Source organism: Methanobrevibacter sp. 87.7 (genome assembly GCF_002208625.1).
Classification (GTDB): Archaea; Methanobacteriota; Methanobacteria; order Methanobacteriales; family Methanobacteriaceae; genus Methanarmilla.
On sequence record NZ_MRCT01000007.1, the window covers coordinates 1 to 23,183 of the forward strand.

Below are 23,183 nucleotides of genomic sequence, written 5' to 3' on the forward strand. Positions count from 1 at the left end.
AAATAGAAAAAAATTAATATATAACTTTAAAATTTAATAAAAACCACAAAATTTAATAAAAAAAATTAAATAAAAATTATATTTCAATAAAAAAATTATATAAATTTCAGAAATATTAGTAAAACATATATAATTAAAATAAGAAATATACTTTTTATGTTTAAAATTACAGGAAATGAAATAAGAGACCTTATAATCTCCTTAGTAGTAATTTCATTAGGTTTTAGTATACTTTATTCAAATCATAATTATAGTTCAATAATCGGTATATTTCCAATGGTACTTATAGGTGTAGGATTAGGTTTCATATTACATGAATTAGCACATAAATTTGCTGCCTTACATTATGGATACTGGGCAGAGTTTAAACTTTCACCAATAGGATTAATAATTTCTCTTATTACTTCATTTTTCGGATTTATATTCGCTGCACCTGGTGCAGTATATATTTATGGATATAATATGAATGATAGAGAAAATGGTATTATATCAATTGTTGGCCCAATTACAAATATTATACTTGCATTAATCTTTTTAGTAATATTACTTAATTTAAAAACATTTTTATTAGTTGGTTCAGCAAGTTATATAATTGTAGGTATAGTAGCTTACCTTGGATTTTCAGTAAATGCATTTTTAGCATTATTTAACTTATTACCTATTAGTGTTTTAGATGGAACAAAAGTATTTAACTGGAATCCTATAATATGGTTAATTACAATCCTTTTTTCAGGATTTTTAGTATATATCTCCTATACTGGTGGATTAAACATGTTAATGTAAATAAAATTTAAATTAAAAATTATTTCATAATGAAATAATTTACTTTTTTTTAATTTTAATAAAATTTATACTTAAAAATAAACTTTTTCTAAAATAAAAATTATAAAAAAATTAATAAAATACACACTTAAACACAAAAAACTTCTTTTAAAATAAAAAAATACACAAAACTAAAAAAAATCCACATTTAAACACAAAAAACTTCTTTTAAAATAAAAATTACATAAAATAGACAATATTTTTTTATATAAATAGCTAAAAAATAATTTTAACAATAAAAAATATTAATTTTTACTAAAAAAATTAACTAAAATACTAAAAAAATAATAAAATTTAACAATAAAAAATATTAATTTTTACTAAAAAAATAAAATATATACTAATAAATTAACAAATAAAAATATGCTTAATAAATCAAAATATAATTTAAAATAATGGTGATTAATTAATGTTTTCAGATATTGAACTTAAATATTTTGAAGGAGGCCATAGAATTTGTCAACCTTCTGAAACAATAAAACACAATGAAGACAAACTAAAAACAGCAGGTATAACTCGTATAACAAATATTACAGACCTTGATAGAATAGGAATTCCAGTATTCTCTGCAATAAGACCAAGTGCTCAAGGTGGAAGTGTAAGTGTCTATGCAGGGAAAGGTGCTAAAGATGAACAAGCAGAAGCTTCTGCAATAATGGAAGGATTTGAAAGATATTCTGCAGAAATGAAAGAGGAAGATTATGATAAACTCTTAGTTAGTTCTATAAAAGACATGACTGAAAAATATATAGATCCAAGAACTTTATATCTTCCTAAAGATATTGATAATGATAAACTTAATAATATTAAATTAGAATGGTATCCTGCAATAGACATTATAAGTGAAGAAGAATATTATGTTCCAGCAAATGCTATATTCCATCCATACATACCTCATAATAAGGAAACAAAAGCAATATTTAAAGGAAATACAAATGGTCTTGCATCAGGAAATATTATTGAAGAAGCAGTTTTACATGGGATATTTGAAGTTATTGAAAGAGATGCATGGAGTATATTTGAATTAACACATAAAAATGGAAAAGAAATAGATATTGATACTATTACTAATCCAATAATTTTAGAACTTCTCGAAAAATTCAATTCTGAATCAATTAATATTAAACTAATAGATATTACAAATGATATTGGAGTACCAACAGTTACTGTATCAAGTGATGATAATATATTAAAAGACCCTGCATTATTATGTTTAGGTGTAGGAACACATCTTGACCCAAATATTGCAATTATTAGAGCACTTACAGAAGTTGCACAAAGTAGAGCTACTCAAATTCATGGAACAAGAGAAGATACTACTAGAGCAAATTTCATGAGAAAAGCAGGATATGAACGTATGAAAAGAATTAATCATCAATATTTCGAAGAAGATGATGAAAAAATAAGTATTAAAGATATGAATCATTTAGGTACTACATCAATTAAAAAAGATATAGAACAATGTAAAACACACCTTCAAGATGTTGGTTTTGATAAAATATTATATACCGATTTAACAAGACCTGAAATCGGAGTTAGTGCAAGTCGTGTAATAATACCTGGTGCAGAAGTTTATACAATAGATCCAGATAGACTTGGAAAACGTTATTTAAAATTTGTAAGAAAATTAAACAAAAATTAAACATATAATTATATTTTGATTTTAAAAATTAACTATAAAAAACACGTTTAAAAACTAAAAAAGCTAAAATAAAAAATTATAAGATACCTAAAATAAAAAATAATAATCCAAAGTGATAAAAATGAGTAATAAAAAAATAGTTGTTTATACTGGATTATCTTTAAGCTTTGATGAAGCTAAAAAAATATTAGATGCCGATTATAGACCACCTATTAAAAGAGGAGATATTATAGAAATGGTTGATAATAATAATCTACCAGATATAATTGGAATAATAGATGGCCAATTCCAACATACTCCTGCAGTTGCTCACAAAGAAATTATAGCTGCTATGAATAAAGGAACTACAGTAGTAGGTGGATCTAGTATGGGAGCATTACGTGCATCAGAACTTGATAGTATGGGAATGATTGGAATAGGTTATGTTTATAAACAATATGTAGAAGGTAATATTAAATCAGATGATGATGTTGCAGTTATTCTTGATCCTGAAACATATGAACCTTTATCAGAAGCATATGTAAATATAGAATATAAAGCAAATGGTGCAGCAAAAGAAGGTATAATAACAGAAAAAGAAAAAGAAGATTTTCTTAAAACTGCAAAAAATATTTATTATCCACATAGAACTTATCCAAGAATATTTAAAGAATGTAATTTAAGTGAAGATAAAAAAAATAAGTTAATAAGGTATATTAACCACAGTGTTAATATTAAAACTGAAGATGCTAAAGATGTGCTAAAATATATTAAAAAAATCTCAAAGGATAATTAAACTAGTAAAATATTTAAAAAAAACAAGAAAATACATCAAAAAATAAGAAAAAAATAAAACAAGAAAATACACCAAAATCAAAAAAAATACTAAAAAAACAAGAATACTAAAAAAACAAAAAAATATTAAAAAAACATCGAATTAAAGTTTTAAAATAAACAAAACACGATTTAAAATTAAATAAAGGTAATAATTATGGAATATACTGAAAAAATAGAAAATATTAAAAAAATATTAAAAGATAAAAATATAGGAGTATGTTTTTCAGGAGGAGCAGATAGTTCATTAATAGCAGATATTGCAAGTAAAGTATGTAATAAAGCTATTTTAATTACATTTGATAATGGAGTATTACCTCGTGAATTTTTAAAAGAATCAGAAAAACAAGCAGAAAAATTTAATCTTAAACATATCATAGTAAAAGAAGATTTAATGAAAAATAAATCTTTTTGTGAAAATAACAGTAATCGTTGTTTAATTTGCAGAGAATATTTATACAGTAAAATTAAAAAAGTTGCAAATGATGAAAATATAGATATTATTGTTGATGGAACTAATATGTCTGATCTTGTAGAAGATAGACCAGGTGTAATAGCAAAATATGAAAATAAGATTTTAAGTCCGCTTGTAGAATCTGAAATGGAAACAAAAGATGTTTTAAAGTATCTTGAAGATAATAATATTGACTACTTAAAATCAACAACTTGTCTTGCAACAAGAATTAAAAGAAACACTAAATTAACACATAAAAATATTAATCAAGTAAGTACTGCTGAAAGAATAATAAAAAATATTACTAAAAATGATATTGTTAAGGTTAGAAATATAGATGGAATGGCACTTATAGAAACAGATAATATTGATAAATTATTAAATAAAAGAATCATTCAACTTATTGAACTTCAACTTAAAGCTATTAGTTTTAATAAGATAGCATTGAATATATCTAAAATTGAAAAAGAGGATAAAAAATTATTTATCTACAAACCATGTCAAGAAGAAGATAATAAAATAATGTTTGAAAGAGAACTTCCTTATAAAATAGATGTTGAAAAAACAAAAGAAGAATTTGATAAAGAATTTGATAATGTAAAATACTCTAAAGATATGGGAGTTTTAATGTTTAATATAAATAATCAAAATATTACGGTATTCGAAACAGGAAAAGTAGTTTTACGTAGAATAAATAGCCAAGAAGAAGGAGAAGAAATTCTTATGAAATTACTTCCTTTAATAAGAAGAAAAATAGATAATAACTAATATTTAAAATACTTAAATTCTAAAAAAAACTAAAAAAAGATCCATTTAAAAACAAGTAATATTTAGAGGATAATAAAAATAAGATTATTAAATCTTATTTTTAAAAATAAAGTAGTAAATAAAATAATTATATTCTAAATAAATTATTTTAAAAACAATCAGAAAAGATTTATGGTTGTATAATAACATTATTATAAAATTAGCTTAACTTTTTCTTAAATTAATTGTTCATAATATTTAAAAAATTTAAAATAACTATAATATTTAATAAAAATACTATTAAACTATTGATTTTTATTTTAACTAAAAAATTTAAGGACCAATTAAATTTAAAACAAATATTACATTTACAATATCATATATTTTAATAATAATTTATTAAACTATTTTAAAAGTTTTAAATATTCCCAATTAATTTATACTAAAAAATTTAATACATAATATCATATCCTAATTTAAAGATCATCTAGGTTATACAAAAAATAAATTTAAGATATACTATGAATTAAATTAAGTCATAATCACCTCCATTTGTAAAACAAAATTTTACAAATATAATAAATTCATACAACAACTAATATATTAAATAAATATTTAATATATTTACCATATTTACATAATCAAACTTACATAATAAATAAAATACTTATTAATATAAATTTAACCAATAATTAAAAGTATACAATAAATAAAATACTTATTAATATAAATTTAACCAAATAAACACTATTTAAATTACAAATTTTTTTAACTTATTATTAAATCTATTTTTTTAGAAATAATAAAAAATTTAGGAATACCTAAATTTCATAGATAATAATAGTATCTTCTACTATATAAATTTTTAGGTATACCTAAAAATTTTACATAATTATAAAATTAAAAAATAGTAAAAAAATTAAAAAAAGTAATAAAAAGATTAAAAAATAAAAATAATTTAGAAAAAAATAAAATAAAATAAAAAAAGATAAGTAAAAAATAAAATAAGAATATATAAAATAAATCAAATAGAACAAAGAAAAAACAAAAATAATTAATTTAATTAAAAACTTTAAAATAATTATAAATTTTCACCTACATATTGACGTTTAGGTTTCTGATTTTTTAATTCTTTTTGACGTTTATCATACATCTCTTTATATTTTTTTAATACAATATCTGGAGTTTCCATAACACGATTAATACTGTTATCAATAGGAACTTTTTCCTCAGAAGATTCTTCATTAAGATTTGAAATAGTAAATTCCCCATTATCAATACGGAATTTAACATCATCTGCTTCAACATTTAATAAATTAATTGATAAAGTTGTAGCATGATCTAAATCATCATCAGCAATATAATTATAACTAAGATTTAAAGATTTATGAGGCATAAATTCATTGATTGTTCTTTTAATAACAGACTCAAATAAATCTAAAAAGCTTTTAACAATATTATCTCCATTTCTTCTATACATAGCTAAAATTGGATTTAAAAGAATATCATTTTCAACATAATAATCATCAATTCTAGCTCTAACTGTAATTTTTAAATTAGATGTATTAATTATTAAAATAGGTTCAGATGACATTTATTTACACCAATTATTAGTAAAAATTAATATTATAATTAAATTATAAGTTTTAAGATATTAAATTATAAAAAATATAATTAAATTATAAATCATATAAAATCCAACAAACACAATCCACAAAACCACAAAGAAACTCAGCCCTGCAGATTCTAAAAATTAAAAAAATAATAAATTATTTAAAATAAAAATTAAATTTATATAAATTTAAAAAAACTAATCTTCATTATCAACAAAAGCTTGTAATAAATCACTAGCACGAACAAGTCCTAAAATTTCACCATCAACATCAGTAACAGGAATTTGCTCAATATTAGCAGATTTCATTTTTTTAGCACAGTCAGATACTTTAGTTTTACTATTAGCAGTTGATACATCACTTGTTGCAACATCTCCAACTACTTTATCAGTAAATTTAAGATGATTTTTTTCAATATAAAGAATTGAAGTACTATCCCAAGACCATTTATCTCCTTCAGTACCAACAGTAGAACTATGTTCAGTTCTTTCAGAAATGATTTCACTTTCAGCAATAAAATCAGTTTCAGTTAAAATTCCAGATAATTTACAATCATCATTTAAAGCTAAAATTGATTTTAAACCAAAGAATTTCATAGATTCAAAAGCAACATTTAAAGGAGTTTTATCCCAGGTAGTAGGAACATTAGTAATCATGTATTTTTCAACAGGAATATTAACATCAAATTTAGCAAGTGCAGAAGTTACAAGATCAAAAGAAGTAATAATACCAACAAGATTATCATCATCATCTACAACAGGAATTCTTCTAACATCATTTTCTAACATTCTTTTTGCAACAGTAGTAACTTCTTCATTAGGTTTTGCAGTGACTAAATTCCTACTCATTAAAAGAGCAATTTGTTCCTCATCAGGATTATTAATTAAATTAGACCTAGTTAAGATACCAACTACTTTTTTAGTATCTCCTTTTGTAACAGGTACAACAGATACATTTTCTTTTTTCATCAAATCTAAAGCCTTATGTCTATTTCCAGGTACTGAAACGTACACTACATTTTTAGACACTAATCTTTTAATTATCATAATTACACCATTATAAAATTCATAAATAAATTAATAAATATTTCATAAGTTTTTAAAAGAAGAAAAATTAATTAAAAATTGAAAAAAATAGTAGTAATATAAAATATTACTATATTTGAATATTAAATTAGTTTACAACAAGAACTGAGCATTTAGCTGATTTAACTACTTTTGAAGCTACACTACCCATTAAAAATCTATCAAAACTACTTTTACCTGAACTACCAATTACTATTAAATCAATATTTTCATCTTCAGCAACATCAAGAATAACTGGAGCAGGTGATCCTTCTTTTACCATAGGAGTAAGTTTTATATTACTATCATATTCATTTTTAATTTCTTCAATTCTATCAATATTTGCTTTACTCTCTTTTTTAAGCATTTGATTTACTTCATAGATAGTATCATCAGATGGAAGACCAATTGAAAAACCATTTTCAATTACACTTAAGGTAACAACTTCAGCACCTGATTTTTCTGCTAAAAAGAATGCATGTTTAGCAGCATTTTCAGAGTATTTTGAACCATCAGTAGGTAATAATATTTTATTATACATAACAACATCTCCGATAAAACTTATAAAATATAAATAAAGATTTTTTTGAAATTTTTATTAAAACTTAATTGAAAAAAATCTTAATTAAATATTATATATTTGTTTATTAATATAATCTATGTGTTTATTTTTATTCATTATATGTAATATGTTTTGTGTATCACAACGATTTATTATACTAAGATAAGGATTTTTTGAAAGTTGATTAGAAATCATTAATTGAGCATCCAAACCTTTTTTAATTATAGATTTATTTAAACATCCATATAAATTTGAATTTAAATCTTTAAATTTATAAGGATTTACTGTAGCCATTTCAAAAAATACTTTAGGATTAAAATATTTTTTATAATATGCTCTTGATAATTTTAATATAAATTCTAAATCACGTATAATATTTGGACTATTTAACATTATATTATCTGAACCTATAAATGGAATAATATTTTGAGAAAGAATTTTATCAATTGGTGGAATACCAACATTTAATGTAGCATTTGCACGAGGACATAAAACAATATTTGTATTTGATTTACTAATTTCAGAAATATCCTCAACTCTTGCATTAGTACAATGTACTAACTGATCAAAACTAGCATCAATTCCTCGTTTAATTTCAGTATATCCTGTTTTATTTATTGAATTAACTTGAGCCTCATTAGATTCTGCAGTATGAATTGATGATATTTTACCTAATTTTTTACACTTTTTTGTAATAAGTTCTGCAACTTCAGTAGAAATTTCACCAAAACCACTTAATCCAACACCATCAGCAAATTTTAATAATTTCCTTAAATTTCTTTTAACAAGATTTAAATCAGGATCTTCTCCATAAAAACTATTATCCCTACCAAGAATAATTGGTTTTATTGGAATATTAAAAGATGCTTCTTTTAAAAGTTTAACACCTTTAATGCCGCCTTCTCTATAATCTATAAAATGACTTGTTCCACTATGTAACATATCCCACATAGACTTTTCCATATCATTAATAATCTCTTCATCACTAGTATTCTCTAAAGCTTTATGTTTAATTCCATTAGGTGGTTTTACCATTTCATCTAAACTTAAACCATCCCCTTCATCCTTAATAATTGAATCACCAATATGAACATGTGCATTAAGGAAACTAGGAGAAACTATACAATTAGTACAATCAATAATTTTACCTTCTTTTATTTCAGGAGCAATTTCAATAATTTTACCATTATCAATTACAATATTTTCCTTAGAAGGATTAAGATTAGAACCTTTTAAAATTAAAGCATTAGCTATAGTTAACATAATATGTAATTTATAAAAAGATATTAATAAATTTTTAAAAAAGAATAAAACAAATTAAATTAGTATAGCAATAAAATAAAGAGATTTAAAAAAAAGTTATAAAACAAAAAATTAAATCAATAGAAAAACCAAAAAAATAAGAAAAATAAGAAAAATAAGAAAAAAACACGAAAAAATTATTTTAATAATATTATAAAATAAATAAAAATTTTTAAAAAATAAAACAATATTAAAAAATAAATAAAAAATCATACATTAAAAAATAAATAAGAAAGATTAATTAGAAAATTCAAGATAAGATATATATAAATAAAATAGAAAATTATAATATTCTTAAATTAAGAAGGTGTTCTAATAAATACTAAAAATATTCGATATTTTTACAGATTCATAGTTCGTGTAGGAGACCATTATCGAATAAAACATAATAACAAAGATTATGGAGAATTCAGCAAACTAAGTGATGCATTATATGAAAGAGATTGTTTAGTTTACTGTAATTTTGATTATGATTTACTTGTAGAATGTGATCTAGAAAATAAATATGAAAACAAAGAATTACCTCCATTTCCAGAAAAAAGACCAAGAGGAAAAATTAAGAACACCATTGATAAATCAAAAATTGAAGGAAAAATAGAATTTAATCATAAAACAAATAAATTCACAGTAATAAAAGGTGAAAATAACTTTGGACAATATGATACAATGACAGAAGCATATTTTGCTAAAAAAACACTAATGGAAAATAATTGGAATCCTGATTCTTTAATAAAATTAGAAAAAATTAAAAAAGAATTTTATAATAAACCAAATAAAAGTAAAAAACTTAAAATACCTAAATATTGTCCAAAATGTGGTAATAAATTAAAAGATAAGACTAAAATATGCCCATACTGTGGTATACATGTAGATGAATATTAATTTAAAATAATACCTTAAATATACTTAAATTATTAAATAAATATTAATTTAAACTAATAATTACTTATAAAATACTTATTAAATTATAAATATAATAAAAATTTTAAATAAATTAGATATAAAATAAGATATTTTAAATAATATTAATTATCTTATTAAAATTAAAATTTAAAATATAAAAAAATAATGATTAAACGGAGAAAAGTAAATGATAATCGATTGTATTAATGGAATAATTGATATTCTACAAAATAATAATGAAACTTCAGAAGTTAATGAAATAATATCAGAATTATGTTTAATCATTAAAAGTGAAATTAAAAAAACATTTCCTGAAACAAATGTTTTAATAATAACTAATAACGAAAAACCAGAAATTGAAATATTTAGTAAAAGAATATTTAATATTAATTTTTGTGTTAAAATAAAAATAGATCCTCAATCAAATGGATTTTTAACATATATTGCCCATGATTGGACTAAATTTAAAGATACAACAAAATTTGTAGGTGATGAAATAGTAAGATTACTTGCAGACAATATAGAGGATATTCCTCACGGATATACTAAATTAAGTAATTATTATGGTACATCATGTTGGGATGATATTACTGAAGTATACATTATATCTAAATTCCACAATATAATTAGTAATATTGAAGAAGATATCATTATTGATGAAATAGATAATCTAATTAATATTTATACTGAATTATTATATAGCTATACAAATTTTAATAATATTGATATAATGAAAGATATTGAAAAAATATTTAAGTTATATCCAATTGAAAAAGATGATTTTATAGAATCTAAATTATCATATGAATTAATAACTTATATGAAATACGATTTAATTGAAATATTAACATATGTATTTAATGATATTCCAGAAGATTTAAGATTATCAATATATAACGCAAATAATGAATATACAATGACTCCAGAATTATCAAAAGATCTTAATCAATTATCTACAAGTATATTTTATAAAAATGGATTAATATTAGGTATTACATTTGAATGTGATACAAGAAATATTAAATTTTACATATCACAAGATATTGATAGAATCAATAATGCAAATGAAAGTAATAAAATTGGACAAGCATTAATTAGTGCTCTCAAAAGAGAAAATACTGAATGTGAATTTAAAAATATTTCAGAACCTGAAACAATGGAAATTAAAAAATTATCAAAAACTTATGATATTTACAGATTCCATTGGATATGTTCTAAAACTTATTCATTTGATAAATTAAATCAAAAAAAATTAATTAATGCATTTATTGGATTCAATAAAGTTTACGATAGTTTAATCCAATATTACAATTATCTTAGAGGAACTTATGATTTTTATGAAATAGAAAATACTCAAAAATCATAAAAAACCCCTTTTTTAAAAAAAAAATATTTTAAATCTAAAAAAATTATAAAAAACTAATTTTAAAACACAAAAAAAATAAAACAAACAACAAAACCAAAAAAAACTAATTTTAAAAAACTAATTTAAGTATTAAATATAAAAATTAGACAAAATAATCCTTAATTAAATTAAAAAAACAATACTTAAAAATATAAAGCATTTTTATAAAAAACAAGTAATAAATAATAAAAATGTTTGGTTAAAATAAAACAAAAATACAATCAATAAATAATCAAAAGGAATCAAAATAAAGGTAAGACAATGATTTTAACCAAACAAATTTATAAACATGATAAATGAAATATAATTAAAAAATTAAAGAAAAAATACTACTTAAATAGCATTTTCTCCACGTTCACCAGTTCTAATTCTAATAATTTCTTCAACTGCAGAGACAAATATTTTACCATCTCCAATATCACCAGTTCTACCACCATCACAAATGGCTTTTATAACATCTTCAACATCACTATCAGAAACAACAAGTTCAACACGTGTTTTTGGAATTAGATCAATACAATAACTAGAACCTCTATAAGTTTCTTTTGTACCTAATTGTTGACCTCTTCCTTTAACTTCGGTAATTGTCATACCTTTACAACCAATAGCCTCTAAAGATTTTTTAACATCTTCAAGTTTTTGTGGTCTGATAATAGCAATTATTCTTTTCATTTTTATGACCTTCTATATTATTATAATTAATATTATAAATTTCTTATATAATATAACTTCAGATTAAAAATAAGTTAACTAACAACTTAAATAATAAATTTAAATCATTAATTATTTACTCTTTCTAATGAAATTATTATCATACTTCTCTTCTAAAATTAATAAGAAGATATAGGAGTTTTAAAAACTCCATTACTTCTTATAATCAAAGAAGATATATTTTCAAATACTACTTGTTTATACCAATCTGTATCCAGATTCTTCATGAAGTTGTTTATCTAATCCTTCAATTTCAGTTTTTTCATCTACTCTTATACCCATAGTAGCTTTAATAATTCTAGCAAGGACATAACTTACAACAAATGCATAAATCATTGTAGCAACTGCAGCAATAATTTGGATTACAACTTGATTAGGGTTACCATAAATTAAACCACTAGCACTATTTATTAAAGGGCATGCAAATATACCAGTAGCTATAGCACCCCATAAACCAGACATACCATGTATACCAATACATCTAATGCATCATCATAACCAAATTTAGGTTTGAGGTAGTATACTGCAAAGTATGAAACACAGGAAGCACCGATTCCAATAAGAATTGCAGCAGGAACATCAACGAAACCAGCTGCAGGAGTAATACCTACTAATCCAGCAACAGCACCAGATACTGCACCAAGTACAGTTGGTTTTCCTTCTTTAATTTTATCAATTACAACCCATGTAATTAATGCTGCAGCAGCAGCAATATTTGTTACTAATATAGCAGAAGCAGCAAGACCATCTGCGGTTAAAGCTGATCCACCATTAAATCCTAACCATCCGAACCAAAGGAAACCTGCTCCTAAAACAGAATAACCTAAATGGTGTGGTAATAATGAAGTATCTCTACGAGGTCCTAGAACAAGAGCTAATGCTAATGCAGTTACCCCTGAATCTATATGAACTACGGTACCACCTGCAAAATCAAGTGCACCCATATTCATTAACCAACCTCCTCCCCATACCCAGTGAGCAACAGGGACATATACAAGAGTAACCCATGCAATAATAAAGACTACCCAAGATGAGGTTTTCATTCTTCCAACAACACCACCAGAAATCAATGCTGCAGTTAAACCACAGAAAGTTAACTGGAAGATTACATATAGTATAGTAGGAATTGTACCAGTTAATTGATCAATACCAATTCCATACATAAATAAATTTTGAGGAGCACCAATTAGACCATTAATTGTAGATCCAAATGCAAATTGGTAACCATAACATACCCATATAATACTAGCAATAGAAAATGCTATAAGTGATAGGTACATAGTATTTAAAACATTTTTACTTTTACTTAAACCACCATAATAGAAGGCAATACCCGGAATACTCATAAGAAGTACTAAAACAGTAGCTCCAAGTGTCCATGCAGTATCACCTGGATTTAATACAACCATAATATCTTCTTCTCTATAAATATAAATTAATAAATAAAAATACCAACTATATATAATAAGAATTTAAATTCCAAATATATTAGAATACAAAAAGAATTTTTAAAAGGGCATTTTAAAATAAAAACTTTTTATTAAAGGAAAAGATTTCAAACTAAATTTCTTAAAACAAAAACATATATTCGAAATCGAAATTCTCATTAAATACCTAAAAAATTTTAACCAATCCTAAAAATTTTTTAATCATAGTCGGAATACGGAAACCATGTTCCGATATAATAAGATTGTTTTCACAGTATATAAAGTTTTCGGAAAAATACTGAATAAAAATAATAATATTTTAAAGAAAATATGAAAAAAATTCATAAAAAATCTAAAAAAGATTTAAATAAATTATTATAAAAATCAATTTTCATAAAAAAAACATGAAAATCTAATAATTATGAAAGATTATTTTCACATTTATCTTTAAATCTACAACTTCTACATTTATTAGGATTTTTAGTTGGAATAAATGGTTTAGAACCTTCAATTAAACCATGCATACGTTTAATAAGATATATAATATTATTTTTAACATCTTCATCAAAAACTTCAGTATAAAATATATTATCAGTACCTCTTTGACGTAATGCACCAATTATTCTACGATTATCTTCTCCATTAGACTGTTTATTAACCATAGATTGAAATGCAAGACAATACGCCCTAACTTGATTAATATGTGAAGGATAAGCCTTAGTTCCAGGTTTATCATCAATAATTATAAATTCATCAGGTGTCATTTGAACTTCATCAATATAACCCCTAATACCATACTCTGGTTCTATAATAAACATTTCTCTTGATTTTGTTTCAATTTCTTTAGAAGTTTTTAAAGTATCTTTAAAACTAGCTGGTTTTGCAGTTTCTTTAAATTTATCTTCAAGATTTTGATGTACTTCAGTTCCTTTTTTCATTGCTAAAGTAGAGGGAACTTGAATACCTTTAGCATATTGAAGATATAAAGAATATTCACAGTATCCTTGAATATTTAACCAACTAATAGGAAAGTTCAATACTCCATTAATTACTTGAACACCTTTAAAATTAGAATAATTTTCATAATCATAATTGGAATAATTATTAATTAATTTATTTTCCATTATAAACCTCTTAAAAATTATTTAATTAAATATATTTTATATTTTAATTTATTTAAATATTGTTTATAAGAAAAAATATTATTATATTTAATATAACAAAATTTAGAACTAATAGATTACTAGTAGTTTAATAAAATAGTAAAATAAGAAAAAAATATTCATCAAATATATTAAAATTATTATAAATAAATAATAAAAAATAAATAGTTTACAAAGATAAATATATAGTCATGAAAAAAACTACTGGATTTTTAATAATCATTTTAATTATTGGGGCAATATTATGTATAACTGCCGCTAATTCACATAATTATGACGCATATGAAAACTCTATTGATGATAATCAATATTATACAAATAATAGTGTTGATACAAACGATACAGGTAGTAATATAGATAAGAATACTACTGTAAATAATAGTAGCACAAATGCTTCTGCTTATAGCAAAACCAGTAAAAATTCAGATAGTCATTATGGAATTCCTGTAAGACATGAACTTAGTGGATATTGTTATAAAGTAATCGATGGAGATACCATACGTGTTGAAGGTATTGGTGGTAATGAAAAGGTTAGATTTGTAGGTGTAAACACACCTGAAAAAGGTGAAGATGGATATTATGATGCTAAAGACTACATTAAAGAAAAATGTTTATATAAAACAGTTTATCTTGATGTAGATGATGCTAGACCTCATGATAAATATAATAGAACTCTTGCAATTGTTTATGATGAACAAGATGAAAACTTAAATCAACAGCTTCTTGTTAAACAATTAGCAGAAGTAATGTATATACCACCTTCTGAGTTCGAAAAAGGTCTTGGTTTACCATCTGGTACTTATAAAGTAAATCCAAAATATGCATAGATATATAAAATAAATTATTCTATTTAATTAGATAATTTATTTTTTAATACAATTTAAAAACTTATTTTTCTATTTTTTTAACAATTAAACAATTAAAATATATTTAGTTAAAATTTAATTAAAAAATTTAAAACACAAATATAAAACTAATTTTTATCTAAACTAAATTTTACCAAGAGATATAATAAAAAAACTAATTCTTACCTAATAAAAAAACAAATCTAGTAAAAAAAATATAATAAAAAAACTAATTCTTACCTAAAAAATAACATTTAAAAAAAAAATATTTTTAAAAAATAAGTAAAAAATAATAAAAATTATAAATCAAATTTTGATCTATCTTCATTAATAATTTTTGTATGAGATAATTGACCTAAAACACGTTCATGTTTATCTCCATATAATTGTCCAATAATTAAATCAAAAATTATTGGGAACCACCATAATTTAGATAAATTTCTAATAATAGCTTGTTTATATGAAATTCTATTTCCATTTCCATCAACAACTTCTATAAACATTAATAATTTACCAACAGTAGCACCTCTAATTTTTTCACAGAAAACAAAGTATATAATAATTAATACTGGAGCTACGACAATAAAATAATGATATATTTGATATTTATAGAAAGGATTACAAAATGTAAATAATACAAATGATATTGGCCACATAAATGCGGAAACTACTAAAAAGTCTAAAATATAAGCAATAGTCCTTTTAGTCATTAAACTTACCATAATAAACCTCATTTAAATATTTAATTAATATTTAAAATCTAATAATTTTAATCATTTATTAAATTTTTAAAAAATTAAAAATAATTAATTATAAAAATTAATTACTTATAATTAACATACCCTAGGAACAGGATCTCCAATAGGGACTTCAAGAATTCTTTGTCCACCTACAGGAGTTTCAATAATAACATGTTTACCTTCTACAACTTCACCAATAATTGTAGCATCTTTACCATATTTATCAGTTTTAATTGCTTCAAGAACTTCATCAGCTTTATCTGCTTTTACACCCATTACAACTTTTCCTTCATTTGCAACTTCTAATGGATCTATTCCAAGCATTTCAGAAACAGCATGTACTTGTTTTTTAATTGGAATATCTTCACCTTGTAAAACGACTCTTACACCAGATTTATCTGCCATTTCATTAATTGCATTTGCAAATCCACCACGAGTAGGATCTTTCATTGCAGTTACTCCACCAACATCAAGAGCTTTTTTAACAAGATTCCACATAGGAGCACAATCAGATTTTAAATCAGTTTCAAAACCAAAACCTTCCCTAAAGGACATAAGACTCATACCATGGTCACCAATACTACCAGTTACAATGATTTTATCACCAGGTTCTAAACCTGCATCTCTTACAATTTCACCTTTTTTAGCAATACCAAAACCAGTAGTAGCAATAACAATACCATCTAATTTATCAGCTTCCATTACTTTAGTATCACCAGCAACAAGTGCAACATCAGCTTCTTCACATGTAGCATTCATTGACTTCATGATTTTATCCATGTTTTCAATATCAAATCCTTCTGCAACAACCATAGCATTAGTAATTGCCAGAGGTTTTGCACCCATCATAGAAACATCATTAATAGTACCAGCTGCAGCAATTCTTCCAATATCTCCACCAGGGAAGAAAAGAGGATCTACAGTATGTCCATCAGTAGTAACAACAATTTCATAATCACCAATAGGTATAGTTGCTCCATCATCTAAAGAGTCTAAACCAATACCTCCGTTAACTGATTTTTTAGAAATATTTGATAAAATAGTGTCTTTAATGAGACTTTCCATTACTTCTCCACCAGCACCATGGTTCATTCCAATTTTCATAGTATCTCCTCGTATTTTTTTAAAAAAAATAATTCTTATTTAATATAAGATAATGTTTATATTTACCCTATTAAATAATTAATGAAATTAATTTAAATATTTTATAAAAAATTAAAGTATAATAAAAAATAACAGTTCATAATATGAAAGACTCAATAATTAATGTATTTAATTAAATAATTAATAAATTAAATTGATAAAATAAATTAAAAGTAAGAAATAATTAGTTGATAAATTAATAATTTAATTTAATAAACATGATTATAAAAATAGATATTTACACATATATATACAATACTTAAATCTAAAATAAAAAATCAATTACAAACTTAAAAAAATAAACATAAGAAGAAAAATAATTATCAAAAAATAAAAAATATGTTTTTAATAAGAAAAATTCTTACTAAAAACATACTAACAACACTATTTATACAATAGTTAATTTAGAAGTAGTTACTTTAGAATTAAATCCATAATCACCATCAAATCTAGTAGTTACAGTATAAGTTCCTTTTTTAGTAATGGAAACTTTAACAGTAGCAACACCTTTACTATTAATTTTTGCAGTATAAGTTTTACCATTAACAGTAACTTTAACAGTTTTACCTACACCATTAACATGACCTGAGCCTACAGCTTTTTGGCCTTGTAAAGTAACAGTAATAATTTTAGATTTAGAACTACTTGCATATCTTTTATTTGGAACAACTAAAGAAGTTGCTTTTTTACTAATAGTAATTTTATTTACAACAAAACTACCATTATAATCATCATCACCTAAAAATGCAACAGCAAATGTGTAAATACCAGCCCATGCAAGATTAATCTGAAGTTTAGCTAAACCATTACTATCAGTAATTAATTTATATGCAACACCATTAAAACCAACTTGAACCAATTTATTTGCTAAAGGATTATTATTCTCATCAAGAAGTTGAGCAACAAAATATCCTCCACGTTCTCCATTATAAAAATCAACTGCAACTTGATTAAAATCATATGAAACAATTTTAGTAGCTAATCTTTCTTCTGTTTTTCTAATTGTTTTAACAGTAAATGTAATATTTTTATCACCTATATATCTAGATGTGTCACCTGTTATTATTACAGTTAAATTTACTTTTCCATAAATATCACTTATATTTACTTTACCATCTTTGTCTGTAACTAATGTTTTATAAGATGGAGTTCCATTAATTAAATAGGTAACAGTTTTATTGCTAAGTGGATTATTTTTATTATCAAAGATTCTTGCTATAATGTTTCCTTTTTCATCAGTGTTAAAATTATATGCTATTCTATGTGGATAATTATCTGAAACATTTTCATTTACTTGACTTATTGCATCTTCAGCAAGATTAGTATTTCCAGTAAGATAATTATTTTTAATAGTTATATTATCTTCTGTTACAATTGCATATTCTCCATTTGTTTTTATAATATTATTATTAATTTCTGAATTATTAGTTCCATTTATTACTATACCGGTTTCAGTAGATTGATTATTGTATACATTAATTTTATTTTCATTAATTTTTATTGAATCTAAAGTACCTGTCATGTAAATAGCAGATTTTTCACTATTTATTGTATTATTTATAATACTAATATTACCTAAATTTCCTTGTCTTGTTGCGATACCATAATAAGTGTTTATAGTATTATTGTTAATAGTAATATTACTTTTATCAAGTTCAATTGCTATTGCATAGTTATCTTTACCAGTTATATTAAAATTATTATTTAATATTGTAATATTTGTATCTTTAATCAATAAACCTAATCTTGGTGTGGTAATATTATTATTTTTAATTATTGTATCTTTACTTGAAATAATAGCATTTTTATCAACATTGATTGTATTATTTTCAACTTTTGCATTACATACTTCTATTCCATTTTCACAATTAATAATTTTATTATTTATAATTTCTGTTCCTTCTACAAGATTTGGAGCATATATTCCTTTATTACCATTTATTATTGTATTATTTCTAATAAATATAGTTCCTATTTTATTAGCTCCATCATTTTGTACAAATATAAGCCAGCACATTGCTAAATTTTTACCAATTGTTCCATTTATTGTATTATTTTCAATTGTATTATTATCTGATTTTATTGCTCTATGTTCATTAGTTGTATGTCTTGGTAATCCTACTTTGAATGATATACAATTTGCAGCACTGGATTCAAATTCATTGTTTGATATAATATTATTTGAAGAAGAATGAATTAAAAATGTACTTTTTCCACCCCATTTAGCGCTTGCCTTTGGATTATAGGTACTAATTTTATTATGATCTATTTTTGAATTTGTTGTATTTATAAGACTCATTGCAAAATTCTTTATACTTGATATAGTATTATTATAAATTAATATATTACCTGTATTAAGAGTTGTAATAGCAATTACCATCTCACGTGATATAGAATTGGTTATAGCATTATTTTCGAAATGTAAGTTAGTTACATTAGATCCTTCACTTCCTTCTCTTAAGAATATAATACTATCTGTAAGGAGACTATCATCAGATATTGAAGTAATGTTTAATGATTTAGTAATAAAAAATATTTTTTTAGATACATTACCAATTTTTATTACATCTCCATCTTTAATTGTAGAATTTTCTAATAAGTATCCGTATTCATCTCCTTTTTCTGAATTAAAATACTCATCATAATTATCATCAGTAATTTCATAAGTATTAGGACTTAATTGATTTTCTGATTTAGGATCTTTTATTTCATTATTATTTGTATTTAACTGATTTTCTGAATTAGAATCTTTTAATTCATTACTATCTGTATTAATTACAGTTAGATTATTATTATCTACTGGGGCAGTATTCACTGCAGTATAATTTTGATTATCATTTATATCTGAAGCGAAACTACAACCCATGCTTAATATTAATGTTAAAAAAACAATTAATATAAACATCTTTTTCATATTCTCACCTATTAATTAAATTAAATTTTATAAAATTTAAATTATATTTGATTAATTTATGATATTTTTATTATTTTTTATATTATTTTGTTGTAAATTAAAAAAATAAAAAAAATAAAAAAAATATTTTTAAAATTTAAATATTTCTTTTTCTTTTAATTAATCCATAAACCATTAAGCTAATTACAATGATTAGTAATATGATTGAATAGATTATGTAGTTGTTATTTGTACTTGGATTGTTTTTGTTTTTGTTTAATTCGTATGCTTTTTCTGAACTTTTTGATGGTTCTTCTTTTTGGTTATTTGAAAGCATATTTGAAACGTATCCAAGGTTTATTGCACTTGTTTTTCCAAGTCCAACTGGATTGTTTTTATTGGAGTTATCTGATGAATTACTATAATTTTTTGTATTATTGTTGTTTATAACATTATTATTGTTTTCTGTATTGTTTATAATATTGTTATTGTTTTGTGTGTTATTGTTTGTTTGTATGTTTGTGTTGTTGTTTGTTTCTGTATTTGTATTGTTTGTTTCGGTGTTTGTATTGTTTGTTGTTGTATTGGTGTTTTCATTTATTTCTGGAAGTTCATTGTTTATGTATTGGTTTATTATGTTGTTAATTTCTTTAAAGTATTCATTATAGTCTATTCTTCTAGAATTATATTTTTCATTTATTTTATTGATATGTTCTTTGAGTAAGTCAATATTTCCATTGTTAGCAATGGTGTTATTTCTTTCTGGATAAGAATATTGGAAGTACATTTCTTCATGGTCAGGTACTTCTGCAGTATTTCCTATGAATATATTTGAAATGTGATATCCAGTTGTATAAATTCCATATATTGCTCCACCATCTTGTGCTGAGTTACCAACAAATAGGTTATTTGTAAGGTTTACATCTTCTGGACAAATTAATGCAACTGCTCCACCATTATATTTTCCAGTATTGTTTAGGAAAAAATTATCAGAAATTGTTGAATTATGACTATTTAAATTAATACATGATCCACCATTATAAAATTCATTAGTATTATTTATAAATATGTTTTTTGTAATTGTGATATTTGAACCGACATATGTGTCTACTCCTACACCTTTGTTGTTTAGGAATTTATTGTTTGTTATGTTAGCTCCATTGTGACCATATAGATAAATACTTCCATAATTACTATCAAATTCATTACCTGTAATTGTTATATTAGTTTTAGTTTTATTATAATAATCATCGTTAAAGAAATAAATTGCATATTTTTCAATTGTAGTTTTTTCATCCATTTTATAGGAATTATCATTGTTTTTGAAGTAATTGTTTTTTATGTTAGCGTTATTAGAATGTATGTAAACGCAAGCTTCAGCTTTGTTTTTTGTGTCGTTGTTGTTTATTATGGTATTATTTTCAAATGTAAGGTTATCGTCGAATGTTATAAAGCATGAACTTCTGAATTGTGCTTTGTTGTTGTCGAATGTGTTGTTTATTACTATTGAATTGTATGCTGATACTTCTACTGCTCCATTTGCGGAGCTGCAGTTTGTAAATGTGTTGTTTATTAGTTTGATTCCTGTTTTGTATTTTTCTTTGGAGAGAGATACAATGTATAATGCTCCTCCGAAACATTTGTTTCCATATATGCTTACGATGTTGTTTGAATATTTACAGTGTGCATTGTTTTCTATAAATTCATTGTCTATGACTTCTGCATCATGTCCTAGTATGAATATTGCTCCACCTGCTGTTGCGTTTAAACAAAGTTCATACCATTCGGGGTTTGTTCTGATTTCTAGGTAGTTTTTTATGAATTTGTTTGATTTTGCGTAGAAGTATAATCCTTCGTTGTTTATTGCTCCTCCGTAGAGTTCTGAGTTTTTGAATTTGTCTGTATTTTTTGCGTAGTTTCCGTAGAATGTGGAGTTTGTTATGTTGAAGTTGTCTCCGATGTTGTTTATTGCTCCTCCGTTGTTTTGGTTTGATTTACTTTTTGCGGAGTTATTGTTGAATTGTGAGTTGCTGATTTGTAGGTTGCTTGCGTTGTTGTTTATTGCTCCTCCTAGGAAGCTTACGTTGTTGTTTGTGAATTCTGAGTTGGTTATGGTTAGTTTTGAGTTTGAGTAGATTGCTCCTCCATTTGTGCGGAGTTGTTGTTGAATTTGGTGTTATCTATTGTTAAGTTTCCTTGGGAGTAGATTGCTCCTCCGTTTTGTGCTGTGTTGTTTGTGAGTTTTGAGTTATTTATTGTTAAGTTTCCTTCAGAGTAGATTATTCCTCCGTTGGTGTTTGTTTTTGTGTTTTTGAATGTTAAGTTGTTGATTATTACGTTTGTATTTTTTGTTATTTTGAAAATTTGGTTGTTTTCTCCGGTTATGATGACTTCTCCGTTGTAGGAGGTGATTTTTAGGTTTTTGTTTATTGTTATGTTGGAGTTTTTGTTTCCGGTGTATGTTCCAGAGTCTATGTATATTATTGAGTTGTTTTTTGATTTGTCTATTCCTGTTTTTATTGATTTAAATGGATGGTTGATTGTTCCATCATTTGAATCGTCTCCATTGTTTGAAATGTAATATTTGTTATTTTCTATTTCTAATGGGGTTATTTGGGAATAATTATTTTGTGTATTAATGTTTGAAATATTTAAATTATTTTGTTTTTCGTTACTTGTATTATTATCAATAGCAAAACATGTTCCTGATAGGAGTATTATTAAGATTATTGATAATAATATGATTAAAGAGAATCTATATTTTTTCATAAATTCACCATTAATTTTTGTTAAGTATCTTGTATTTTTTTTATTTTTTTTGAAAAAAAATTTAAATATACTTAACTATTATTAATTTTTATTTTATATATTATTAATTTTTGTGTTTGTTTTTTTTATTTTTTTTATAAAATTGGAGATTTATGAAATTATATT

At 23.5% G+C, this 23,183-nt stretch carries 18 protein-coding genes and 1 pseudogene; 7 read left to right on the forward strand and 12 right to left on the reverse strand.

Annotated elements, in window-relative coordinates:
* Positions 1-156 precede the first annotated feature (156 nt).
* The 4 genes from BGI41_RS00685 to BGI41_RS00700 all read left to right on the forward strand — a co-directional run bounded on the left by BGI41_RS00685 (position 157) and on the right by BGI41_RS00700 (position 4,499).
* A complete protein-coding gene (locus BGI41_RS00685; protein ID WP_088538334.1) occupies positions 157-783 on the forward strand; it encodes a site-2 protease family protein in 627 nt (208 codons plus the stop codon).
* A 448-nt stretch (positions 784-1,231) separates the two neighbouring features.
* Positions 1,232-2,464, forward strand: coding sequence for a YcaO-related McrA-glycine thioamidation protein (locus BGI41_RS00690; RefSeq protein ID WP_088538335.1), 1,233 nt, complete (start codon positions 1,232-1,234; stop codon positions 2,462-2,464).
* A 121-nt stretch (positions 2,465-2,585) separates the two neighbouring features.
* On the forward strand, positions 2,586-3,239 hold the full coding sequence (locus BGI41_RS00695) for a TfuA-related McrA-glycine thioamidation protein (RefSeq protein ID WP_088538336.1): 654 nt from the start codon (positions 2,586-2,588) through the stop codon (positions 3,237-3,239).
* A 195-nt stretch (positions 3,240-3,434) separates the two neighbouring features.
* Positions 3,435-4,499 carry a 7-cyano-7-deazaguanine synthase gene (locus tag BGI41_RS00700; protein WP_088538337.1) on the forward strand — a complete coding sequence of 355 codons (1,065 nt, stop codon included), beginning with the start codon at positions 3,435-3,437 and terminating at the stop codon, positions 4,497-4,499.
* 1,060 nt (positions 4,500-5,559) lie between these two features.
* On the opposite strand, the gene BGI41_RS00705 is transcribed toward BGI41_RS00700, so the two are convergent.
* From BGI41_RS00705 to BGI41_RS00720, 4 genes are all read right to left on the reverse strand, one after another.
* The gene (locus BGI41_RS00705; protein WP_143744745.1) at positions 5,560-6,072 is read right to left on the reverse strand and encodes a hypothetical protein; all 513 of its coding nucleotides are present in this window, start codon (positions 6,070-6,072) and stop codon (positions 5,560-5,562) included.
* A 216-nt stretch (positions 6,073-6,288) separates the two neighbouring features.
* On the reverse strand, positions 6,289-7,137 hold the full coding sequence (locus tag BGI41_RS00710) for a CBS domain-containing protein (protein ID WP_088538338.1): 849 nt from the start codon (positions 7,135-7,137) through the stop codon (positions 6,289-6,291).
* 127 nt (positions 7,138-7,264) lie between these two features.
* Entirely contained in the window at positions 7,265-7,696 is a 432-nt protein-coding gene (locus BGI41_RS00715; RefSeq protein ID WP_088538339.1) for a universal stress protein, read from the reverse strand.
* An 84-nt stretch (positions 7,697-7,780) separates the two neighbouring features.
* A complete protein-coding gene (locus BGI41_RS00720) occupies positions 7,781-8,980 on the reverse strand; it encodes an amidohydrolase family protein (protein ID WP_088538340.1) in 1,200 nt (399 codons plus the stop codon).
* A 705-nt stretch (positions 8,981-9,685) separates the two neighbouring features.
* Here BGI41_RS00720 and BGI41_RS08485 point away from each other — a divergent pair.
* On the forward strand, positions 9,686-9,901 hold the full coding sequence (locus BGI41_RS08485) for a zinc ribbon domain-containing protein (protein ID WP_233126281.1): 216 nt from the start codon (positions 9,686-9,688) through the stop codon (positions 9,899-9,901).
* Between the two features lie 208 nt (positions 9,902-10,109).
* The gene (locus BGI41_RS00730; RefSeq protein ID WP_088538342.1) at positions 10,110-11,288 is read left to right on the forward strand and encodes a hypothetical protein; all 1,179 of its coding nucleotides are present in this window, start codon (positions 10,110-10,112) and stop codon (positions 11,286-11,288) included.
* A gap of 372 nt (positions 11,289-11,660) precedes the next feature.
* Here BGI41_RS00730 and BGI41_RS00735 read toward each other — a convergent pair whose 3' ends face one another.
* The 3 genes and pseudogenes from BGI41_RS00735 to BGI41_RS00745 all read right to left on the reverse strand — a co-directional run bounded on the left by BGI41_RS00735 (position 11,661) and on the right by BGI41_RS00745 (position 14,589).
* Positions 11,661-11,999, reverse strand: coding sequence for a P-II family nitrogen regulator (locus BGI41_RS00735; protein WP_088538343.1), 339 nt, complete (start codon positions 11,997-11,999; stop codon positions 11,661-11,663).
* 237 nt (positions 12,000-12,236) lie between these two features.
* Positions 12,237-13,447 (reverse strand): annotated as a pseudogene (locus BGI41_RS00740) (ammonium transporter).
* 437 nt (positions 13,448-13,884) lie between these two features.
* On the reverse strand, positions 13,885-14,589 hold the full coding sequence (locus BGI41_RS00745; RefSeq protein WP_088538344.1) for a PD-(D/E)XK nuclease family protein: 705 nt from the start codon (positions 14,587-14,589) through the stop codon (positions 13,885-13,887).
* A 230-nt stretch (positions 14,590-14,819) separates the two neighbouring features.
* On the opposite strand from BGI41_RS00745, the gene BGI41_RS00750 reads away from it, so the two are divergent.
* Positions 14,820-15,455 (forward strand): thermonuclease family protein, encoded by a 636-nt coding sequence (locus BGI41_RS00750; RefSeq protein WP_088538345.1) that lies wholly within the window; start codon positions 14,820-14,822, stop codon positions 15,453-15,455.
* A gap of 317 nt (positions 15,456-15,772) precedes the next feature.
* On the opposite strand, the gene BGI41_RS00755 is transcribed toward BGI41_RS00750, so the two are convergent.
* The 5 genes from BGI41_RS00755 to BGI41_RS00780 all read right to left on the reverse strand — a co-directional run bounded on the left by BGI41_RS00755 (position 15,773) and on the right by BGI41_RS00780 (position 23,018).
* Positions 15,773-16,195, reverse strand: coding sequence for an RDD family protein (locus BGI41_RS00755; RefSeq protein WP_088538346.1), 423 nt, complete (start codon positions 16,193-16,195; stop codon positions 15,773-15,775).
* A 111-nt stretch (positions 16,196-16,306) separates the two neighbouring features.
* The gene (gene hypE / locus BGI41_RS00760) at positions 16,307-17,317 is read right to left on the reverse strand and encodes a hydrogenase expression/formation protein HypE (protein ID WP_088538347.1); all 1,011 of its coding nucleotides are present in this window, start codon (positions 17,315-17,317) and stop codon (positions 16,307-16,309) included.
* Between the two features lie 427 nt (positions 17,318-17,744).
* A complete protein-coding gene (locus BGI41_RS00765) occupies positions 17,745-20,270 on the reverse strand; it encodes an Ig-like domain-containing protein (protein WP_088538348.1) in 2,526 nt (841 codons plus the stop codon).
* Between the two features lie 136 nt (positions 20,271-20,406).
* Positions 20,407-21,549, reverse strand: a complete 1,143-nt coding sequence (locus BGI41_RS00770) for a right-handed parallel beta-helix repeat-containing protein (RefSeq protein WP_088538349.1) — start codon at positions 21,547-21,549, stop codon at positions 20,407-20,409.
* An 815-nt stretch (positions 21,550-22,364) separates the two neighbouring features.
* Positions 22,365-23,018, reverse strand: a complete 654-nt coding sequence (locus BGI41_RS00780; protein WP_088538351.1) for a hypothetical protein — start codon at positions 23,016-23,018, stop codon at positions 22,365-22,367.
* Positions 23,019-23,183: the final 165 nt, after the last annotated feature.

Coding starts and splice junctions, on each gene's coding strand:
- BGI41_RS08485 (WP_233126281.1), top strand. CDS start 9,686: ATGACAGAAGCATATTTTGCTAAAAAAACACTAATGGAAAATAATTGG.
- hypE (WP_088538347.1), bottom strand. CDS start 17,317: ATGAAAATTGGAATGAACCATGGTGCTGGTGGAGAAGTAATGGAAAGT.
- BGI41_RS00705 (WP_143744745.1), bottom strand. CDS start 6,072: ATGTCATCTGAACCTATTTTAATAATTAATACATCTAATTTAAAAATT.
- BGI41_RS00735 (WP_088538343.1), bottom strand. CDS start 11,999: ATGAAAAGAATAATTGCTATTATCAGACCACAAAAACTTGAAGATGTT.
- BGI41_RS00690 (WP_088538335.1), top strand. CDS start 1,232: ATGTTTTCAGATATTGAACTTAAATATTTTGAAGGAGGCCATAGAATT.
- BGI41_RS00685 (WP_088538334.1), top strand. CDS start 157: ATGTTTAAAATTACAGGAAATGAAATAAGAGACCTTATAATCTCCTTA.
- BGI41_RS00780 (WP_088538351.1), bottom strand. CDS start 23,018: ATGAAAAAATATAGATTCTCTTTAATCATATTATTATCAATAATCTTA.
- BGI41_RS00715 (WP_088538339.1), bottom strand. CDS start 7,696: ATGTATAATAAAATATTATTACCTACTGATGGTTCAAAATACTCTGAA.
- BGI41_RS00695 (WP_088538336.1), top strand. CDS start 2,586: ATGAGTAATAAAAAAATAGTTGTTTATACTGGATTATCTTTAAGCTTT.
- BGI41_RS00770 (WP_088538349.1), bottom strand. CDS start 21,549: ATGGATGAAAAAACTACAATTGAAAAATATGCAATTTATTTCTTTAAC.
- BGI41_RS00730 (WP_088538342.1), top strand. CDS start 10,110: ATGATAATCGATTGTATTAATGGAATAATTGATATTCTACAAAATAAT.
- BGI41_RS00745 (WP_088538344.1), bottom strand. CDS start 14,589: ATGGAAAATAAATTAATTAATAATTATTCCAATTATGATTATGAAAAT.
- BGI41_RS00700 (WP_088538337.1), top strand. CDS start 3,435: ATGGAATATACTGAAAAAATAGAAAATATTAAAAAAATATTAAAAGAT.
- BGI41_RS00720 (WP_088538340.1), bottom strand. CDS start 8,980: ATGTTAACTATAGCTAATGCTTTAATTTTAAAAGGTTCTAATCTTAAT.
- BGI41_RS00755 (WP_088538346.1), bottom strand. CDS start 16,195: ATGGTAAGTTTAATGACTAAAAGGACTATTGCTTATATTTTAGACTTT.
- BGI41_RS00765 (WP_088538348.1), bottom strand. CDS start 20,270: ATGAAAAAGATGTTTATATTAATTGTTTTTTTAACATTAATATTAAGC.
- BGI41_RS00710 (WP_088538338.1), bottom strand. CDS start 7,137: ATGATAATTAAAAGATTAGTGTCTAAAAATGTAGTGTACGTTTCAGTA.
- BGI41_RS00750 (WP_088538345.1), top strand. CDS start 14,820: ATGAAAAAAACTACTGGATTTTTAATAATCATTTTAATTATTGGGGCA.